Origin of the sequence: Candidatus Thiothrix phosphatis (assembly GCF_035668035.1) — a bacterium.
Taxonomy (GTDB): Bacteria; Pseudomonadota; Gammaproteobacteria; order Thiotrichales; family Thiotrichaceae; genus Thiothrix; species Thiothrix phosphatis.
On the sequence record NZ_JAYMYJ010000110.1, the window covers coordinates 33,682 to 53,193 of the forward strand.

Below are 19,512 nucleotides of genomic sequence, written 5' to 3' on the forward strand. Positions count from 1 at the left end.
TAAGAAGATTCTGAAAAACTAATATTCTTCAGCGATTGGCAGGCAGCTTACCGTGCAATCGTCAAAGCAAAGTCAAAAAACACAGGCTTATGGAAAAATTCCGGCTCACATTATTCGGGGGGTTCCAACTGGCAGACGCCGCAGGCAAGATGCTGACCCCTGCCACCCGCAAAGCCAGGGCACTGCTGGCGTGGCTGGCGTTGACGTCTGACCGCGAACATCCGCGTGAAAAAATTGCCGCCCTGTTCTGGCCCGACAGTGACGAATCCCAGGCGCGTCACAGCCTGCGCCAAACACTGGTTGAACTGCACCGGTTGATTCCGGAAGATTACGCAGCGTTGCGCACCACGCGTGACTGGATCAGTCTGGACAGTCAGTTGATCAGCATTGATGCGCAAGCGTTCAACACTGCGCTGGCGCAGGGCGATGAGCATTCACTGGACAAGGCGTTGGAACTGTATCAGGGGGAATTGTTGGAAGGCTGCAACCCGCGTTCCGATATGTTCAGCGCTTGGCTGGAAACCTACCGCAACGATTACAGCCTGCGGGCGGCCGCCACCCTGCGGCAACGTCTGAACATGCTGCTGGAACAACAGGATTATCCCCGCAGCCTGCATTACGCCACCCAACTAATGGCGCTGGATCCCTTGCAGGAATCGGCTTACCGGGCGCTGATGCAGGCCCACCACGGGCTGGGCGACCCCGCCGCCGCGCACCGCTGGTATCAACACTGCCGAAACGTGCTGCAACAGGAACTGGGGGTTGCCCCTTCCCCTGAAACCGAGGCGTTGCTTGAGAAAATAGCGGCCTCGCAGGCAAGCCCCACCGCCAAAATGGATTCCCACATCCCGCAGCAATGCGGTTGCGCCTCCCCCAAGATTAGGCCCGACAGCAGCGAGCGTATCTTGTGCCTGGTGAAAAACGCCCTCAATGGCATTGTATGCAACCGCTTGGGGCACAGTTTCCTGATCCGGGGCGGCAATGCCCAGACCAAACACCAATTGGTGGAAAGTATCCTGACCGTCGCCCAAGAACATGGCTTCAACTGCCAACGCAGCGAAATCCCCCCTTCTGGCGCTGGCGGCCTTATTCCTGCGGGATGCCCCAATACAGCGCAACCTTGCCTATTTGTTGTGGAGCATATTCATTTGGCGAAATTGGCCACCCTGAAAGCATTAGCCGCCCTGATTTCTGCGGCGGGTGGCGGCGGAGCCTTGTTGGTGATGACGTCCCGTTTGGAAGGGGAGCCGCTTGACCCGGCTTGGCGTGGCGCAATGCGGGGTGCGCCCCTCACCACCATCGATTTATAAAACCTTTTGGAAAACCGATTCCCCTGCAATAACCCCAGGGCAGCAATCAGTAAACAGAATGATAAAAACCTGCGGCACATCCGGTTATTGTGCAGTGCCGTAATTTAACCCGTGCGCATATTAACTTACATTTTGCTAAAAGCTGCGGCAATATCATCCACAGTCAAAGGACGCGGCTGGTTAAGCACCTCCTGCGGCACTTGATATTCTTCGGGTATATCCAGCGTCAAACTCCAGGTTTTGGCATTGAAAGACGCCAGCTCCTTAGAAAGCTCCACTGATTTGGGAAATTTGAATAGCGCCGAATAAAAACAGATTTTGTAGAATCCGGCTTGCTGTTTTATTTTCCGGGCGTTAAACAAGGTTTCGGATGATTCTTCGACTTGCCTGAAGGAAATTTTCCCCGGCTCGCTGGTGTCGAACTCCAGCCAATCCCCTGATGACCAACCCAACTTCCTGAATAGGCCAGCGCCAAACGACAGACACAGATTGTTTCTTCCTCCGATATGCTCCATACCCAGGAAAATATCAAAACTTCCTGACGAAGGTTTTTTGCTCATTTAGTTCCTCAACTGACCTAATTCAAAAACAGAATTATGGGGATTTATAGATTTTGTTTTAAGCTGAATGCAACGTTGAATATTATTGAAGGGAATACTGCCAAAAAAAGACCGGCAATACTTGAATTAAACATAGGTGGCTGCTTCAGCAAGAAACCTGGTTAGATTAACAGGCATACGTAAAAAATAAAAGGGCTTGTAGAATTGCTACAAGCCCTTTCACTTTTATATGGTGCCGGCACCCGGACTCGAACTGGGGACCTACTGATTACAAGTCAGTTGCTCTACCAACTGAGCTATACCGGCTTAAGGAGTGCAAATTCTATAGAATAGATTTTTGGCGCGCAACAACTTTTTACACCACTTGCCGCCAATATTCCACCCTTCATCATAAAGAACCAACCCTTCCCCATCCGGGTCAGTCACATGCACCGCGCAGGCAATGTGAACATTGGTGATGTTGTCCTCCCAGCAGAACCATCATTATGCTTATCCTGTATTGGAGCCAGCACGGTTGCAGGTACACAGCATTGCGCTGGCCAGCGGCGCTCCTTTTTTTGTCAGACCGGGAGGATACGATGGAAAATAATAGAAATTATGATGAGTTACCGATGAATTGGGTCGGGGACTGGGCGGGTCGGCGGGCAGCCCTGACCCCTGAACGTACCGCTCTCTACGATTCAGCGACACAAAAATCCTACACTTTTCAGGCGATGAATGAGCGGGCCTGTCGGGTAGGGAGCTATCTGGCTGATGTGTTGGGCCTGGGCAAAGGCGATGTGGTCGCGCTGATCTGCCGCAACCGCATTGAGGCCATTGATATTTATCTGGCCTGCGGCAAATTGGGCATCATCCTGGCACCCTTGAGCCAACGCCTGAAAAAGCCGGAACTGGGCGATTTGCTGTCGCGCCTGAACCCCCGCGCCCTGTTTCACGAAAATCAATTTGCTGAACTGGTATCGGCTTTACCGATGCCCGCTTCGGTCAAAGCCGTGATCAATGTCGATGGCGAACAAAACGCCTTTGAGGACATCATCCTCAAGACCGAACCGAGGGAAGTGAATATTCCCCTGGCGCTGAGTGATCGCTGTCTATACGTCCATACCGGAGGCACGACGGCTGTACCGAAGATCTGCATAGTGTCCTATCGGCAGATGGTGTGGAATTCCTTCGACATTCTTACGACCGGCTTGGTGGGAACCTTCCGCAAGGTGCTGATTACCTTCCCATTCTTTCATATCGGCGGCTGGAATACCTTTACCCCAGTGTTCCACGCCGGGCTTACCAGTGTCCTGCTGCGCGAATTCGACCCTGGCCTCATCCTGCAACTGATCCATGAAGGACGGGTCGAGAACTTCGGCGCGGTGGAGGCTATGCTGCAATTCCTGATCGCGCATCCGACATTCAGGGAAACCGATTTTTCCCAGGTGAAAGCCATTACCACCGCCGCCGCACCCTGCTCAAAAGCGGTGATGCAGGCTTTCCTGGACAAAGGCGTCCCCATCAGCCAGACCTATGGCATGACCGAGGCAGGCCCATCCAATTTCGCCTATATCGCCCGTTCGGAATCGCTGGAAGAGTTGTTGACGAATGCAGCCAGCATCGGGACGCCCATGTTCCATTGCGACGCCAAGATCATTGACCGGGAAACGCGGCGCGAGGTTGGAACGGGCGAGGTGGGCGTGTTGTGCCTGCGCAGCCCGCATAATTTTGATGGCTATCTCAATGATCCAGAGCGGACGGAGACGGTTCTGGACGCAAACGGCTGGGTCTACACCGGCGATCTGGCGATGCGCGACCAGAATGGCATGGTTTTTATCCAGGGTCGGGCCGACAACATGTTCATTTCCGGTGGGGAAAACGTGTCCCCGGAAGAGATCGAGCAGACGCTGATGAAACACCCGGCGGTCGCAGGCGCGATTTGTGCTGGCGTGCCTGATCCCCAGTGGGGGCAAACGCCGGTGGCGTTGGTGGTGTTACATGCCGACCAGAGCGTGACGGAAGCGGAACTGAAGGATTTTTGCCGGGACTATTTGGCAGCTTACAAGGTTCCCAGGCAAATCCGGCAGGTGTCCCAGTTGCCGCTGACTGGAGCTGGCAAGCTGGATCGGCAGGCTGTGGCAGGGATGTTTGCGTATTGAGCAGTTTTCAGTAGCCAACAAAAAAGAGGGCGCACACTGGGTACGCCCTCTCCTTTCAGCACCAGACCAGCAACGGCTATCCTCTCCTCAAACTAGCCACCACCCGCCTGATAGCAAAAAACACTAGCCCAACACGGCATTCAACTTATCCATGTGTCATTACCGCACTTGCACCTTGATCAGCTCTTCCCCATCCGGGTCGGTCACATGCACCGCACAGGCAATGCACGGGTCGAAACTGTGGATGGTGCGCAGGATTTCCACCGGCTGTTTCGGATCGTGCAGTTCGTGACCCGCCAGCGAAGCTTCATACGCACCCGGCTGGTTCTGCACGTCACGCGGCCCGGCATTCCAGGTGCTGGGCACGACCGCCTGATAATTGTCGATCTTGCCATCCTTGATCACGATCCAGTGCGCCAATGCGCCACGCGGGGCTTCCATATAACCCACGCCCTGCGCCTTGGATGGCCAACTGGAAGGCTCCCACAAGGTTTCGTTGAAAGTCTTGGTGTCGCCCGCCTTGATATTGGCGACGAGATTGTCGAACCAGGTCTGCATCTTGTCGGCAATGACCTTGGTTTCCAACGTGCGCGCGGCAGTGCGGCCTAAGGTGGAATACAAAGCTTCGATCGGCGCATCCAGATACTTCAGGCTGTAATCGACCAGCGCCTTGGTGTGTTCGTGGCCGGTGGCATACAACATCAGCACCCGCGCCAACGGCCCAACCTCGACCGGCTGGCCTTTCCAGCGCGGTGATTTCATCCAGGAATAGGATTGATCCACTTCCAGTTGGGTATACGGCGGTTTCGGGCCGGAATAGTTGAGTTCGGTTTCGCCCGCGTAAGGATGCAAACCCTGCTCCTTGCCACCGCTGTAGTCGTACCAGGAATGCGCGACGAATTCCTGAATCTGATCATCTGCATTCAGATCAACCGGATGAATCGTCGACAGATCACGGTTAAGAATGACACCGGACGGAATCAGGAAGGAAGCCGGGTCATCCATGCCCTTTTCCGGGAAATCGCCGTAGGTCATGAAGTTGCCCAAACCTTCACCCTGCTTGAACCAGTCCTTGTAGAAACTGGCAATGGCAAGCGTATCCGGCACGTATACCTTGTCGACGAAATCCTGCATTTGCTTGATGATGGTCTGCACCTGCGCCAGACGTTCCATATTGATGGCAGAGTCGGAATTCACATCAATCGGGCAAGGCACACCCCCTACCAGGAAGTTCGGATGCGGGTTCTTGCCGCCGAAAATGGCGTGCAACTTGACCACATCACGCTGCCAAGCCAGCGCTTCCAGATAATGCGAAACTGCCATCAGGTTAGCTTCCGGCGGCAGCTTGTAGGCCGGGTGCCCCCAATAAGCCTTGGCGAAAATACCCAGTTGCCCGGACTCGACGAACTTCTTCAGCTTGGTCTGCTGATCAGCGAAATAACCAGCGGAAGAATTCGGCCAGCTCGGGGAAATCTTCTGCGCCAGCTCCGAGGTCGCTTTGGGGTCAGCCTTGAGCGCAGATACCACATCCACCCAATCCAGTGCGTGCAAATGATAGAAATGCATCACATGGTCATGCACGTATTGCGCGGCGATCATCAGGTTGCGGATCAGTTGCGCATTGGGCGGAACGGCGTAATTCAGCGCATTTTCCACCGAACGCACCGAAGCCATGCCATGCACCAGCGTGCACACACCGCAGATGCGCTGTGCATACGCCCAGGCGTCACGCGGATCACGCCCGCGCAGGATAATTTCGATACCCCGCACCATGGTGCCCGCAGAGTAGGCCTGCTCGATGGTGTTGCCGTTCATTTGCGCCTCAATGCGCAAGTGGCCTTCGATGCGGGTGATGGGGTCTACAACGACACGGTCTGCCATATTCTTGTCCTCAAATGTCGTTCAGGAACTGCTCAAGGAAGCGGTACTGTGCCTCGCTTTCCTCGTGCATGGTGGCGTCAGCGGACTCGATCATGCCGCAGGTGCGCGCCATGCGTGCATTGGCGGCGGCTTCCCAAGCGGGAGCCTTGGCTTGCTTGGCTGGAGCAACCAGCGCCGAAGCTGCCCGCGCAACGAAGTAACCTGCCTGCGCCTGCCAATCACTGTCAGCCCCGCAACGGGTATGGCTTTCCAACGCAGCCGCCTTGGCATTCTTGAACGCCAGCGCCAGTTCATCCTCGCCTGCTTCTTCGGCATTGGCGGCAACATCCACCACCTTGGCGACAGCAGGGTCAGCCGTCAGCGCCAGCACATTGCGCACAAAAACCGCCCCTACCCGGCGCTGCTGAACCAAGCTCAGTTGTTCCAGTTCCTTGCGGAAATCGGTGTCACTCATGATCATGATGCACCTCCCTTGTCCTCGCGTTCCACCAGATGCTCGGCAATCATTTCGGTCAGGCCGACCACCGGGAGATCCATCTCGTTCTCTTCCAGGCCTTCCTCCAACTGGATGCGGCAGTTGGCGCAAGCGGTCACCAGCGTGTCGACCTTGAGCTCATCCAGCTGCTTTTTCTTGCGCTGGAAAGCCTTCATTTTCACTTCGTTGGCGTCCTCGTTGGCGGAAACGCCGCCACCCGCGCCGCAACACCAGTTCATGGCACCTGCATCCGACATTTCCACGAAGTTTTTCGCCACCAGATTGAGCAGGTTACGTGGCTGCTGGATAACCCCACCACGACGCACCAATTGGCACGGGTCGTGGAAAGTCAGCTTGGCCTCTTCAAAGCCTTCGGTTTGCAGCAAACCTTGGACACGCAATTCGTCCAGCACTTCAACAATGTGCTTGGCGGCAAATGTATAAGGCCGCCCAATAAGGTTGGGGCCCTCCCAACGCAGGGCCGTGTACGCATGACCACACTCAGGACTTATGACAGTCTTGACTTTCAGCTTCTCGGCAGCATTTACCACTCGGCTGACAAGCTCCCTCGCAATGTCTGACGATCCTATTTGGATGCCCGAGTTGGTGGCTTCGAAACAATCTGTGCTCAACGTCCAGGTTTTGCCTGCGTTGGTGAGGATTTTACCAACAGCCTCCAGGTACTCTGGATAATTCATGATTTCCATCGACGACAGCATCAGCAGGTATTCCGCGCCCTCCTTATCGAAAGGCACTGCCATGCCGGTCGCTTTCTCGATGTGTTTGACCTGCGCCTGCAAGGCAGGCAATTTGACCCCCATCGGGCTACCGATCTGCACCGCGCGGGTGGATGCGCCAATCAGCCCTTCCGGGGCGTGGCCGGAAGCCACCATGCCTTCGCGCATCTTGCGGATCATGTAGGTGATGTCATTGCCCACCGGGCAGACTGCGGAACAGCGCCCGCATAAGGAACAATTGTTGTAAACCAGCTCCTGCCATTCGGCGAGTTCGGCGTCCGTCACTGGCTTGCCCAGCCCCAAGGCTTTTTTCAGCTTGCCGACCAGGGTGTATTCCTGTTCCCACACCCGGCGCATCGGCTCCAGCTTGTAGATGGGCGTATGCCGTGGGTCGGGGTTTTCGGTGTAGAACAGGCAGGCTTCCGCGCACATCCCGCAGGACACGCACGAGGAAAAGAAACTGGCCATCGGCGCGTCGAGTTGCGCCTTGAATTCGTTGATGCCGCGTTCGAGAGTCAGTGCGCTCATGACTTCACCCCCCGCATCCCCATGGATGCGCCGTTATACCAGCGGGACAGGAACAGCGTGAACGTGTGCATCAGCTTGGTGAAAGGGAAAATCACCAGCAGGAATTCCACGCTCAGGATATGCAGCGCCAACATCAGTTGCGGCGACAGCAGCAGATGGTGGTAAGCCATGTAGCCGGTCAGCAGCGGCAGGAAAGTCGCCCCCCACACCACATAATCTGTCGGCGTGGACAGGAACCGTTTCACCGGATGGCGCAGGCGATGCGCCAACACCGCCAGCAACGCCAGCATGGTGATCACGGCGAACGCATCCACCAGCGGCGTCGGCAAATTCGGCCAGCCGAAGCCGATGACGCTCCTGATCAGCGCGATATGCGCCCCCAGCAGCAGGATCACCACGAACAGGCCGATGTGGAACACATACCCGCCCACGATGGTGAACAAGGAGCGCTGGAAGGTAGGCTTGTCCACCGGCAGGGAACGCCGCCAGATTTCGCGCAGGCCGCCCTGCATCGGGTTGCCCTTGGGGACGGCGAAATTCTGCTTGCGCCCCAATGACAGGATTTCAAACAAACGCAGCGCCACGCCCGCGATGAAAACCACAGCCGCGAACGTAAACGCAGGCCCTTTCACCCACAACAGGAAATCGACCTCGTTCATGACTGTGACTCCTGGTTCAGCTCCTCGACGGTGACGGTCTTGTGCAAACCGACGGCGTCCGTCTTGCCCTTCTTGTTCATGGCACCGACGGCGACCCCGGCAGCAATGCCGGTTGCCGCCGCATACACCACCGTTTTGCCCGACACCCCGGACGGGATCGACAACGCCCGGTAAAAGCCGCCAAAATCCCAGAAATCAGGTTCAGAGCAACCCAGGCAGCCATGCCCGGACTGGATCGGGAAACTGACGCCCCCGTTCCATTTGGTGGTCGCGCAGGCGTTGTAGGTGATCGGCCCCTTGCAACCCAGCTTGTATAAACACCAACCGGCTTTCGCCCCTTCGTCATCGAAGGTTTCGGCAAACAGGCCGCGCTCATAGAACGGGCGGCGGTAGCAACGGTCGTGGATATTCTGCCCGTAAAAAGCCTTCGGGCGACCCAGACTGTCCAGCTCAGGCAGCCCAAAGGTTAGGAAATGGGCAATCACGCCGGTAATCACCACCGGGATCGGTGGGCAACCGGACACATTGATGATCGGCTTGTCCTTGATAATGTCGGCGACGGACACCGCCCCAGTCGGGTTCGGGTCTGCCTTGGGCAAGCCACCAAACGCAGCACAAGTGCCGACCGCAATGATGGCCGCCGCACCCGCCGCCGCTTCTTTCAGCATATCCAGGTTGCTGACCCCGGCAATCGTGGAAAAGCCGGGGTTATCCAACGGGATGGAACCATCCACCACCAGCACATAATTGCCGTAATTGTCCTTGATCGCCGCTTCACGCGCCTCTTCCGCACCATAACCGGCAGCCGCCTGCAAGGTGTGGTGGTAATCCAGCGAAATGGCGTCAAAGATCAGCCCTTCGATGCTGGGGCTGTGGGAACGGGTCAACGATTCAGTGCAGCCGGTGCATTCCTGGAAGGACAACCAGATCACCGACGGGCGCTTGGCCTGCTCCAGCGCAGCCGCGATTTTCGGCACCATCGCGGGAGCCAGCGCCATGCTCGAGGCCAGCAGGCCGCAGAATTTCAGGAAACCGCGCCGCGAAATCCCCTGGGCGCGCAGGTGCTCGCCAACCGTTTGCGGGAACAGGGAATCAGGCTGTTTCGTTCTCATTTTCTTCCTCCATTGCCAGGACAGTCGTCATGACGGCCAGCCCTTCCTGGATGTCATCGCATTGGGAACGCAGGATTTCAGGGACATGGCCAACCTCGATAAAGTAACCAATGCGCTGGCCATCATCGTCAAAATGCTCCACCCGCCAGACCCCGGCGTAACCGCTTTCGCGCAGACGGGTTTTGCCCAGCACCGTGAGGGTGATGTCCACCTCGCCATCGCCTAGAAATTCCTCCAATTGGGTAAATTCCTGCGGGGAAAACGGCAGGCCGTGCAGGTCAATCATGCCGTGGGTTCCGTGCGCCGCCAGCTCGCCCAGCGCATGATGGATTTCATGCAGCAGCGGACGCAGGTTGCCGGTTGCAACCGTTTCAGTGTGGACGGGAATAGCGTTCAACGTCATTTGGCGAGCTCCAATTTGGGTGCGTGGCGTTGCTGGCAGGGAAGGTGTTCCTCCACCGCCCACTTCTGCAACAGGTTGGCGGCAAGCCTTCCGGCCAGCGGAATGTTTTCTTTTACGGTTGGCGTCGGCTCTTCGCCCCAGCCAAAGACCCCATACTGGATGCCGACCAAGGCGCGGCGTTTTGGCAGATGGCCGGACAAGCGGGCGATGTCCATCAAATCCAACAGGCCGACTTCATGGGCACTGCGTTTGGCGGTGCCGAGAAAATAATCCATCGCCTCATCCTCGTAACAGCACAAGGCACCGGGCGGGGCGTGCAGCTCCACTGCGTCCAGCACCAGCAGGTGGTCATGGGTTTCAATTTCACCGGCAAGGGTGAAACTCAAGGTTCCGCCATCCAGGTAAGTGACGCCCGGCAGGGCGGCAAAATGCTTTTCCATAAATTTCAACAGGTGAATCCCAATGCCCTCATCCTGTAACAAAATATTGCCAACGCCTAACACCAACATTGTTTTTCATTTACCAGTTCCATTGTGAACAGCCGTCATTGTCCACCCATTTCCCCGCAATCATTTGACATGGGTCAACACAATCCAGCTTCAGGCCGGTAAGATCGGGAAACATTGACCTGAACGGGGAAAAACACCATGTGCCTGGCCATTCCGATGCAAGTGACCGCCATCGGCGGCGACGGCCTGAGCGTGCGCTGCGAAGCCCGCGGCGTCGTGCGCGAAGCGGGCCTGCTGATGCTGCCGGAGGAAACCGTAGCAATAGGCGACTATGTCATGATCAGCCTGGGTCAGGTCATGCAAACCGTGACGGCGGAAGAAGCCGCCGCCGTATGGGCGCATTACGATGAAATTTTTGCCGCCCTAGATCATAAATCCGGCTAAAAAACTGTACTTTCCTCCTATATGCGTAAATTCTTATATGCTAAGATGCGCCCCCATTCCGGCTTACTGAGGCGCACGCACGATGAAACACCTCTTCCTGCCCTTTCTGGCTTGGTTTAAGCAAGTCAATGGCGATACGCTCAAAGCCGACCTGTTCGCCGGATTGACCGGGGCGGTGATTGTGTTGCCGCAGGGCGTGGCGTTTGCCGCCATCGCTGGCCTCCCGCCCGAATACGGCCTTTACACCGCGATGATCACACCGATCATCGCGGGTTTGTTTGGCTCCTCGCTGCACCTGATTTCCGGGCCGACCACCGCCATTTCCCTGGTGGTGTTTTCCACCATCAGCCGCTACGCCGACGCAGGCTCGCCGCAATTCATCCAACTGGTGCTGACGCTGACCTTCCTGGCGGGCGTCTACCAACTGGCGCTGGGGCTGATGAAAATGGGCAAGGTGGTGAACTTCGTCTCCCACACCGTGGTGATCGGCTTCACCGCAGGCGCCGCCATCCTGATCGCCACCAGCCAGACAAAACATGTGCTGGGGATCAAGATCCCACAAGGCGAATCCTTCCTGCATACTTGGCTGGACATCGCGCTCGGGTTTCCCCAGATCAACCCTTACATCCTGAGTGTGGCCAGCTTCACCATCCTGTCCGCGCTGGTCATGAAACACTACCTGCCCAAAATGCCGCACCTGCTGTTCGGCATGGTCATGGGCAGCCTCGCCAGCATTGCGCTGGGCGGGGAATACCACGGCATCAAATACGTGGGTGAAATTCCCGGCCATCTGCCGCCGTTCTCACTGCCTGAACTGTCGTTCGAAACCTTGAAGCAACTGGCCTCCGGCGCTTTCGCCGTCGCCCTGCTGGGCCTGATCGAAGCGGTTTCAATCGCCCGCTCCATCGCCACCAAAACCCACCAGCGGCTGGACAGCAACCAGGAATTCATCGGCCAGGGCTTGTCCAACGTCATCGGCAGTTTCTTTTCCAGCTATGCAGGCTCCGGCTCCTTTACCCGTTCCGGCGTCAATTTTTCATCCGGGGCCAAAACCCCCATGTCAGCGATCTTCGCCGCCATCTTCCTGGCGCTGATCGTCATCCTGGTCGCGCCGCTGGCCGCCTACCTGCCAGTGGCCGCCATGGGCGGCGTCATCCTGCTGGTGGCCTACAACCTGATCGACACCCATCACATCAAGCACATTCTGGAAAGCAGCAAATCCGAAACCTCGATCCTCGCCACCACCTTTTTCGCCACCTTGTTCCTGGAGCTGGAATTCGCCATCTACATGGGCGTGATCCTGTCGTTGGTGATTTTCCTGATGCGCACCTCCCTGCCCAACATCTCCACGATGGCACCTGACCCCAACGAACCCCGCCACAAAATGGCGGAAGTCGCCGACATTGGCCTCAAGGAATGCCCCCAGCTCAAGATCATCCGCATCGACATGTCCATCTACTTCGGCTCGCTGAACAAGGTGCAGACCGAACTCGCCATGATCTCCGAACAGCAAGGCATCAAGCACATCCTGATCATTGGCGAAAGCATCAACTTCATCGACCTGGCCGGGGCGGAAATGCTGATCCAGGAAGCCAAACGCCTGAAAGCCATTGGCGGCGGCCTGTACATCCAGGGCGTCAAGAACAAGGTTTTCGACTTCATGGACCGGATCGATTTCCTGGCGGACTTTGGCGACGGCAACGTCTTCTCCAGCAAGGAAGCCGCCATCCATTCATTGACGCTGCGCCTGAACCATTCCATCTGCTCCAACTGCCGCCTACGGATTTTCCGCGAGTGCCGCCAGTTGCCTGGGGCTGCTGCCTGAGGGCACACCGCATCTGGTTCCGACCCGAATTCGGGAGTAAACTTCATTGGGAGGGTTAACTGAAAACAACAGTTGGAGCTTAAATCATGCACGTAAAGCAAACAGTTCTCTGCGCGGCCTTGGTCGGTGGGTTCGCAGCGGCAATTCCCAATGGTTACGCCGCCTCGCTCTACTTCGAAAAAACTCCAGTCAATGCATCGTCGGAGAAGACATGCCTCTCGTTTGCCAGTAACGTGAGCAGAGACATGCACTTCGCTAATGGTCACAAGAGTCCAGAGGAGGTTGCGGGAGAAACAGGCGGTGCTTATGTTGCGATCACATGTGTGGCCCGACCCAGCCAAAAAGCGACTGCCATCGTGATGTCGGTAGCGGATACTTTCGATGTTGCAAAGCGTGTTGGCCAGGATGCCGCGAACCGGATCAGAAAAGTGGTTTGCTTCGATAGCCCATGCTGAGTATGACCAAGCCGCTGCGGCTGGCTGGTTTGAAAAGACAGCATATGAGCTGGCGGGGCTTGCACCATCACAGTAACGGCTGTTGATATTCAAACAATAATCCACCTGTTTCCCGGTTTATGAGCCGGACACGTCCGCCCAACCGTCTGGCAATTTCCTGACTGATCGCCAGCCCCAGCCCATTGCCCGGTTCAATACTTACACCCACCCGGTAAAACGGCTCGAATACGCGCACCAACTCGGCTTCCGGAATACCGCACCCCGAATCTTCCACCTGCAAAATCGCCTGCCCCGACTGTGCAAACAGGCTCACATCCACCTTGCCGCCAGCAGGCGTATAGCGAATGGCGTTTTCCAGCGCATTGCGCACCAACACCCCCAGACTGCCCGTTATATCCTGTACGGAGAGCGACTCGTTGCGCAGCATGCCGAGGTCAATGGATTTGCTTTCAGCCAACGGGTACAACTCGGCAATGGCAAGCTGCACGACTTGCCGGAAGTCCGTTGTCTCAGGTTCAGCGCGGCTTTCCCCCTGCAAACGGGCCAGATCAAGCAAGTGGGCAACCAGAATGCGCAACCGTTCCAGCCCCTCCTGCACAGGGGCAAGCCGCTCGCGGGACTCCTCCAGTGTATGGGCGTTAGCCAGGTTTTCAGCTTGCAGGGAAATGGCCGCCACCGGCGTCCGCAGCTCATGCGCGGCATCCGCCACAAACCGCTGCTGCTGGGTAATAGCCGCCCGCAGCCGCGCCAACAGGCGATTGATGGAATGGGTGAAAGGCAACAACTCCTGCGGAACCCGCTGTTCCGGCAAATCGTCAAGGCGGTTTTCGTCACGCTTGTCCACAGCACTGGCCAGCACCCGCACCGGCCTGAAACTCCGATTGACAGCGAAACTGACCATTGCCATCAAGACCGGGGCCAACAGCAATATAGGCAGCAATGTGCGCAGACCACTGCCCCAGGCCACCTCGTCGCGGGCTTCGGTTTGCTGGCTGACAGCGAAGCGCCCTCCCTGACTACTTGCCGCAGGTGATGCGGTGTAGACATACACCCGCCAGCCAATACCCGCAAAATCCAGCGTATGCAACCCATCCGGCAAATTCGGCGGGATAGGCAGACTCTGCCTGTCAGTATCCCCCAGGCGCTGCACCACCAGCGTATCTTCCGGGTCAACATCCACCGGCAGGCTGATACTGCGTGCCCGGTTGGCAACCAGCGCCGCTACCTGTTGCAACAGGGAATCCTGCAACTCCCGCGCCTCATCGAATGCTGTCCAGCCGGATACAGCGCCAGCCAGCAGGGAAAACACCAACACCGCTGACAGCATCCAGCGGTTCAGATTCTGCTGGAGCGAGCGGTTTACCGGCCTTTGGCTACCATCCATCCCACACCCCGCACATTCTTGATGGCGTCACTGCCCAGCTTTTTGCGCAGGGAATGGATGATGAATTCAACGGCATTGCTTTCCACCTCTTCGTTCCAACCGTAGATACGGTCTTCCAGCTCCGTGCGGGAAAGTATGGTGCCGGGGCGCATCATCAACGCCTGCAACAGGGCGAATTCGCGGGCGGACAGGGTAACGGCATTTCCTTCCCGTGTGGCCAAATGGGTGGCGGGGTCCAGTTCGATCACACCATTGTCCAGCACAGGCTTCCCGCTACCCTGATGACGGCGGGCAACGGCGCGGATGCGGGCCAGCAGTTCATCGACTGCAAACGGTTTGACGAGGTAATCATCCGCCCCGAGATCCAAACCCTGAATCCGGTCTTCCAAAGCATCACGGGCAGTAATGATGATAACCGGCACAGCCTGCTGGTGTTGCCGCAACCGGGTCAGAACCGCCACGCCATCCAAGCGCGGCAACCCCAGATCAAGCAGCATCAGGTCATAGGTTTGTGCGGCAATGGCAGTCAGGGCGGACTCGCCATCTTGCACCCAATCCAGCGCATAGGCTGCATCTTTCAGAGCCTGCTGGATAGCTGTGCCGATTAGCCGATCATCTTCGGCAAGCAAAATTCGCATGGCTGGAATTCCCACCTCAATCCAGTTCAGGAATGGCCTTTCTGGATGTCTCCAGTTGAGTCTCCCGGTAAACCGCCGCCACCAGAATGACCGCAAAAAACAGGGATGAACTTACTGTACCAAGATCAAGCCCGCCTTTCTCATGCGTCTTGGTGAGCAAATCACCGAAGGTTGCGCCAAATGGCCGGGTCAACACGAACGCCAGCCAGAACAGCAAGGTTCCAGATACCTTGGTATAGAAGTGCAGCAAGGCAATCACGACCAACATCCCGGTGATCAGCATGGCGCTATCGGCAAACCCCAGGCCCAGCTGATCCGCCACGAAATCGCCTGCCGCCGTGCCCAGCGTGTTGGCGATCAGGAACGCCAGCCAGTAAAACACTTCAGAAGGCGTATTGGTGATGTATTCCACATTGATGGATTTTTCCCGCACATACCACACCAGCAGCACCATCAGCAGTAAACTCACCAGCAAGGCGGAGCCTGCCGCATAACCCAGACCCAGTGTGCGGTCGATAAAATCAGAAATAGCCGTTCCGGCGATAGCAGTAGCTGTAAAAGTCAGCCAGTACGTCACCGGCCCATAGCGTTTCATGGCCAGTTTGACGCCGAGCAATACCACAAACAGACCCATGAACAGCAGGATGGTTGCGCCATACCCCAGGTCATAGGTCATCGAAAACATATCCGCCCCGGTTTCACCCAGCGTGGTGGAGGCAATCTTGATCACCCAGTACAGCAGGATAATGTGCGGCACACGGTTGATGAGGGTATCCGCCATGTTGGCGTCCAAAGTTGTCGCATTCGTATTCATCGTGATGGTTTTTCCATGGCAGTTGTGGAAATCAGGCAGCGTTTTTGGCTTCGGTCAACCGGGGCGCATCTACCTGGGAAATAGTCAGGTAGCCCACCAGCCCCAGGATGGCTGCCAGAAAGACGGCAGTCGTTCCGACCGTTCCTAATCCCAAACCACCGTTGGCCACATCCTGCGACAACCAGTCACCAATGGATGCGCCCAGCGGGCGGGTAATGACATAGGCCAGCCAGAACGCCAGGACTCCGTTCAGATTGAACGCATAGTAAGCAGTCGTAATCAGGGCGATTACCGCGCCAAAAATCAGCGCCGACAAGGCATAACCCAGCCCGACAGATTCCGCCATCAGGTCGCCTGCGGCAGTCCCCAACGCAAAGGTGAACAGGATGGCGGCCCAGTAAAACAGTTCGCGGCGCAGGGTAAAAATGCTGTGAATGGACAAAGAACCTTCCACGCGATGCCACAACCAGAAGGTGACGACCAGCAAGGCGCTGAAAGCGATGGTGGAAACTTCCAGCGGTACGCCCAGGTTATCCGTCAGGTTATCGGTAATCAGCGTGCCGACGATGCTCACCATAACGACGGCCACCCAGTACAACCCTGGAATGTAACGCCCGGCTTTGACCTGCGTATACAGAATGACTGCCAGCAGCACACCCATCAGCGCGGAGGTGGCGGGCAAACCGAAGTGAAGGTTGAAAATCAAAAAATCCGCACCGGTTTCACCCACGGTGGTGGCGAGGATTTTGATGATCCAGAAATAGAGGGTAATGATGACCGGCACCTTGACCAGCGCCGAATTTATGCCTGTTTCGTTCATATTGCAGAGCTCTCCTGTGACGGATTTATCTTTTGGTTGAAAACAGTAAGGAGCTTAACTGCCGAAACTTAGCTGTGACTTAGGTTGGAACGGGTCACCATTGACGCCTTATATGCCAATCTTGGCGAAGATGGCGGTAAGCGCTGCAAACCCCGCCGATAGCGCAGCCCAGAAAAACCAATTGCCTGAAGCATTCATCCCCTGCAAATCCCCTGTCCCAATAGTGGCCATTTGGTAATCTGCCTCCCCTTTCCGGTCAGCAAAAAAGGGGGTATTGTCCCCCAATGACACCAAAATGGACATCCTATGCGCCTGTTGCTGGTTGAAGACGACCCCATGATCGGGGAAAGCCTGGAAGAAAGCCTGCATAACGAAAACTACGCCGTCGACTGGGTGCGTGACGGGCACAGCGCGGAACTCGCCCTGGAGCATGACCTGTACGACCTGGTGCTGCTGGATCTGGGCCTGCCCGGCAAACAGGGGCTGGAGGTGCTGACGGCTTACCGCAAACGCAAAGGCCCAGCCGCCGTGCTGATCCTGACGGCGCGCGACGCCCCGTCTGACCGGGTAAAAGGGCTGGACAGCGGCGCGGACGACTACCTGATCAAACCTTTCGACCTGGACGAGCTGCTGGCGCGCATCCGCGCCCTGTTGCGGCGCAAATCTGGCCGCATCCAGACCGAACTGAGCAGCGCCGGGCTGGTGCTGAACCCCGCCACCCACGAAGCCGTCTTCCGAGGCCAGCCGTTGCACCTGTCCGCGCGCGAATTCGGCCTGTTGCAAGTATTGCTGGAAACGCCGGGCGAAGTCGTTTCCCGCGCCCGCCTGGAAGAAAAGCTGTACGGCTGGAATGAGGAAATCGAAAGCAACACGGTCGAGGTCTACATCCACATGTTGCGCAAGAAACTGGGGACTGACTTCATCAAGAATGTGCGCGGCGTGGGCTACAAGGTCGCCGCCAGCCCGGCATGAAAAGCATCCAGCGGCAACTGCTGTGGTGGCTATCCGGCGGCATCCTGCTGGCGACCAGCAGCGCCGGGTTCGCCATCTATTACCAGGCGCGCCATGAAGCCAACCAGCTGTTCGATTACCAGTTGCAGCAAACTGCCCTCTCCCTGCCAGCCCATGTCGACACCGCAGCCATCCACCAGAATGAAGAACTGGAGGAAGACATCCTGATCGAAGTTTGGAACCCGCAGGACAAGCTCATTTATACCTCCAACCGGGCCTTTTCCCTGCCCCGCTACAAGCAGCAGGGCTTCCAGACCGTGCGGGCGTTTGACGAAGACTGGCGCTTGTACATTGAAAACCGGCGCAGAAATTTCATCCAGATCGCCCAACCGCTCAGTGTGCGGCATGAACTGGCGGCCAGCTTGGCCATCCGCTCGCTGGCACCGTTTTTCCTGCTGGTTCCGGCCATGCTGATTTTGGTCGCCGTCATCGTGCAGCGCAGCCTGGCACCGCTGGAAGGCATTGCCCAAACACTTGGCAAACGCAGCCCGACCGACTTGCAGGCGTTGCCCGACCAGAACCTGCCGCTGGAGCTGGCCACCATCGTCCGCGCCCTCAACAACTGGCTGGAACGGCTGGACAAAGCCCTCTCGGCGCAACGGGATTTCATTGCCGACGCCGCCCACGAATTGCGCTCCCCCCTCACCGCCCTGAAGCTGCAACTGCAACTGACGGAACGGGCGAAAACCGACGCCCAGCGGCTGGCCGGATTCGCCAAGCTGCACGACCGCATCAACCGCGCCATCCACCTGGTGGAACAACTGCTGACGCTGGCCCGCCACGAAAGCGCCCGCAATCCTGTCGCCGATGACACAACAGCATTGGGCGAACTGGTACAGGAAATCAGCAGCGACTACGCCGCCACCGCCAGCCAGAAACAGGTCGGCCTCACCACCACCGTCCCCTTTCCCGACATCATTGTCCGGGGAAATCCGCACAGCCTGCGCATCCTGTTGAAAAACCTGCTGGAAAATGCCTTCAACCACACGCCTGCCGGTGGCGGCGTCCATCTCCAGGTTTGCCAGGAACAAGGCACCCCCATCCTGCGGGTCACAGACAGCGGCTGCGGCATTCCAGCGGAAAGCCGCCAGCGCGTCTTCGACCGTTTCTACCGTTGCCCCGGCGACAACGCACCCGGCACCGGCCTGGGGCTGGCGATTGTCAAAAACATCGCCGACCAGCACCAGGCCTGCATCAGCCTGGAAGACGCCCCCTCCGGACAAGGGCTACAAATCAGCGTGGCTTTCCCGCCTTACAACACGTCTGCACATACTTAAACAAAAATTAATTTTCCGGCCGATTTTCTTTAAGAAAGCTTTAATTCTCCCCTCCCTAGAATGCCCCCCATGCACTGCAAACACAGTGTCAGGACATAAACCTCTGCTAATGAAAGGAATGAATAGTATGAACGTCAAATTCAGCACAATGATCGCTTCCCTGCTCATGGTTTCCGCCCTAAGCGCCACCGCCATCGCCGACAACAAGGTCGACCTGATGGAAGGCAAAGGTGCCGCCCAAACGCAGGAAAAAGGCATGCCTGACAAAGCCATGCAAGAAAAAGGCGCGCCTGAAGCTGACCAAGCAAAACAGGAACCAAAACCTGTTGCCCAGAAAGCCCCAGCCCATAAAAAAGCGCATAAAAAAGCACACAAAAAGGCAGCCAAGAAACATCATGTAAAGCACAAAAAAGTGACCAAACACAAAGCCAAGGCCAAAGCGGCCAAAACCAGCGCCAAACCCGCAGCAAAACCGGCCAAATAATTTCATCACGCTCTCTGAACGAACACTATTATCCGGTTGTTCAGCTTCTCCCTGCCCCAAACGGCAGGGGGTTTTTCAGAGACAGCCACACAGTCAAAACATCCG

General features: G+C 56.9%; 19 protein-coding genes, 1 tRNA gene and 1 pseudogene. 8 read left to right on the forward strand and 13 right to left on the reverse strand.

Annotation, left to right across the window (positions count from 1 at the left end; genetic code table 11):
• Positions 1 to 89 precede the first annotated feature (89 nt).
• Positions 90 to 1,310 carry an AfsR/SARP family transcriptional regulator gene (locus VSS37_RS11390; RefSeq protein ID WP_324695310.1) on the forward strand — a complete coding sequence of 407 codons (1,221 nt, stop codon included), beginning with the start codon at positions 90 to 92 and terminating at the stop codon, positions 1,308 to 1,310.
• 125 nt (positions 1,311 to 1,435) lie between these two features.
• Here the strand turns inward: VSS37_RS11390 and VSS37_RS11395 are convergent, their stop codons facing one another.
• Positions 1,436 to 1,870 (reverse strand): hypothetical protein, encoded by a 435-nt coding sequence (locus tag VSS37_RS11395; protein ID WP_324695312.1) that lies wholly within the window; start codon positions 1,868 to 1,870, stop codon positions 1,436 to 1,438.
• 230 nt (positions 1,871 to 2,100) lie between these two features.
• Positions 2,101 to 2,176, reverse strand: a tRNA-Thr gene (locus tag VSS37_RS11400).
• A 272-nt stretch (positions 2,177 to 2,448) separates the two neighbouring features.
• Here VSS37_RS11400 and VSS37_RS11405 point away from each other — a divergent pair.
• A complete protein-coding gene (locus tag VSS37_RS11405) occupies positions 2,449 to 4,011 on the forward strand; it encodes a class I adenylate-forming enzyme family protein (RefSeq protein ID WP_324695314.1) in 1,563 nt (520 codons plus the stop codon).
• 267 nt (positions 4,012 to 4,278) lie between these two features.
• Here the strand turns inward: VSS37_RS11405 and VSS37_RS11410 are convergent.
• The 7 genes and pseudogenes from VSS37_RS11410 to VSS37_RS11440 all read right to left on the reverse strand — a co-directional run.
• Positions 4,279 to 5,892 (reverse strand): annotated as a pseudogene (locus tag VSS37_RS11410) (nickel-dependent hydrogenase large subunit); the annotation flags it as partial.
• A 10-nt stretch (positions 5,893 to 5,902) separates the two neighbouring features.
• The gene (locus VSS37_RS11415) at positions 5,903 to 6,352 is read right to left on the reverse strand and encodes a hypothetical protein (protein WP_324695319.1); all 450 of its coding nucleotides are present in this window, start codon (positions 6,350 to 6,352) and stop codon (positions 5,903 to 5,905) included.
• Positions 6,349 to 7,632: a (Fe-S)-binding protein gene (locus VSS37_RS11420; protein ID WP_324695321.1), complete on the reverse strand. Its 1,284-nt coding sequence runs from the start codon at positions 7,630 to 7,632 to the stop codon at positions 6,349 to 6,351. The genes VSS37_RS11415 and VSS37_RS11420 overlap by 4 nt, the downstream gene beginning before the upstream one ends.
• Positions 7,629 to 8,291: a hypothetical protein gene (locus VSS37_RS11425; RefSeq protein ID WP_324695323.1), complete on the reverse strand. Its 663-nt coding sequence runs from the start codon at positions 8,289 to 8,291 to the stop codon at positions 7,629 to 7,631. The genes VSS37_RS11420 and VSS37_RS11425 overlap by 4 nt, the downstream gene beginning before the upstream one ends.
• Entirely contained in the window at positions 8,288 to 9,403 is a 1,116-nt protein-coding gene (locus VSS37_RS11430) for a hydrogenase small subunit (RefSeq protein ID WP_324695325.1), read from the reverse strand. The genes VSS37_RS11425 and VSS37_RS11430 overlap by 4 nt, the downstream gene beginning before the upstream one ends.
• Positions 9,384 to 9,806, reverse strand: coding sequence for a hydrogenase expression/formation C-terminal domain-containing protein (locus VSS37_RS11435; RefSeq protein WP_324695327.1), 423 nt, complete (start codon positions 9,804 to 9,806; stop codon positions 9,384 to 9,386). Before VSS37_RS11435 ends, VSS37_RS11430 begins: the two co-directional genes overlap by 20 nt.
• The gene (locus tag VSS37_RS11440) at positions 9,803 to 10,315 is read right to left on the reverse strand and encodes a HyaD/HybD family hydrogenase maturation endopeptidase (protein WP_324695329.1); all 513 of its coding nucleotides are present in this window, start codon (positions 10,313 to 10,315) and stop codon (positions 9,803 to 9,805) included. The genes VSS37_RS11435 and VSS37_RS11440 overlap by 4 nt, the downstream gene beginning before the upstream one ends.
• Before the next feature lie 138 nt (positions 10,316 to 10,453).
• On the opposite strand from VSS37_RS11440, the gene VSS37_RS11445 reads away from it, so the two are divergent.
• The 3 genes from VSS37_RS11445 (at position 10,454) to VSS37_RS11455 (ending at position 12,979) form a co-directional block, all read left to right on the forward strand.
• Positions 10,454 to 10,699, forward strand: a complete 246-nt coding sequence (locus tag VSS37_RS11445; protein ID WP_324695331.1) for a HypC/HybG/HupF family hydrogenase formation chaperone — start codon at positions 10,454 to 10,456, stop codon at positions 10,697 to 10,699.
• 82 nt (positions 10,700 to 10,781) lie between these two features.
• A complete protein-coding gene (locus VSS37_RS11450) occupies positions 10,782 to 12,524 on the forward strand; it encodes a SulP family inorganic anion transporter (RefSeq protein WP_324695333.1) in 1,743 nt (580 codons plus the stop codon).
• A gap of 86 nt (positions 12,525 to 12,610) precedes the next feature.
• Positions 12,611 to 12,979, forward strand: a complete 369-nt coding sequence (locus tag VSS37_RS11455) for a hypothetical protein (RefSeq protein ID WP_324695335.1) — start codon at positions 12,611 to 12,613, stop codon at positions 12,977 to 12,979.
• A 67-nt stretch (positions 12,980 to 13,046) separates the two neighbouring features.
• Here the strand turns inward: VSS37_RS11455 and VSS37_RS11460 are convergent, their stop codons facing one another.
• The 4 genes from VSS37_RS11460 to VSS37_RS11475 are packed head-to-tail and all read right to left on the reverse strand — an operon-like array spanning position 13,047 to position 16,635.
• Positions 13,047 to 14,363, reverse strand: coding sequence for an ATP-binding protein (locus tag VSS37_RS11460; RefSeq protein ID WP_324695336.1), 1,317 nt, complete (start codon positions 14,361 to 14,363; stop codon positions 13,047 to 13,049).
• The gene (locus VSS37_RS11465; protein ID WP_324695338.1) at positions 14,339 to 15,001 is read right to left on the reverse strand and encodes a response regulator; all 663 of its coding nucleotides are present in this window, start codon (positions 14,999 to 15,001) and stop codon (positions 14,339 to 14,341) included. Before VSS37_RS11465 ends, VSS37_RS11460 begins: the two co-directional genes overlap by 25 nt.
• A 16-nt stretch (positions 15,002 to 15,017) precedes the next feature.
• A complete protein-coding gene (locus VSS37_RS11470; protein ID WP_324695340.1) occupies positions 15,018 to 15,815 on the reverse strand; it encodes a COG4705 family protein in 798 nt (265 codons plus the stop codon).
• A gap of 31 nt (positions 15,816 to 15,846) precedes the next feature.
• Positions 15,847 to 16,635 (reverse strand): COG4705 family protein, encoded by a 789-nt coding sequence (locus tag VSS37_RS11475; protein WP_324695342.1) that lies wholly within the window; start codon positions 16,633 to 16,635, stop codon positions 15,847 to 15,849.
• A 306-nt stretch (positions 16,636 to 16,941) separates the two neighbouring features.
• Here VSS37_RS11475 and VSS37_RS11485 point away from each other — a divergent pair, with 306 nt between their 5' ends.
• The 3 genes from VSS37_RS11485 to VSS37_RS11495 all read left to right on the forward strand — a co-directional run bounded on the left by VSS37_RS11485 (position 16,942) and on the right by VSS37_RS11495 (position 19,407).
• Entirely contained in the window at positions 16,942 to 17,607 is a 666-nt protein-coding gene (locus VSS37_RS11485; RefSeq protein WP_324695343.1) for a response regulator, read from the forward strand.
• Positions 17,604 to 18,923: an ATP-binding protein gene (locus VSS37_RS11490; protein ID WP_324695345.1), complete on the forward strand. Its 1,320-nt coding sequence runs from the start codon at positions 17,604 to 17,606 to the stop codon at positions 18,921 to 18,923. Before VSS37_RS11485 ends, VSS37_RS11490 begins: the two co-directional genes overlap by 4 nt.
• A gap of 127 nt (positions 18,924 to 19,050) precedes the next feature.
• Positions 19,051 to 19,407, forward strand: a complete 357-nt coding sequence (locus VSS37_RS11495; RefSeq protein ID WP_324695347.1) for a hypothetical protein — start codon at positions 19,051 to 19,053, stop codon at positions 19,405 to 19,407.
• Positions 19,408 to 19,512 lie beyond the last annotated feature (105 nt).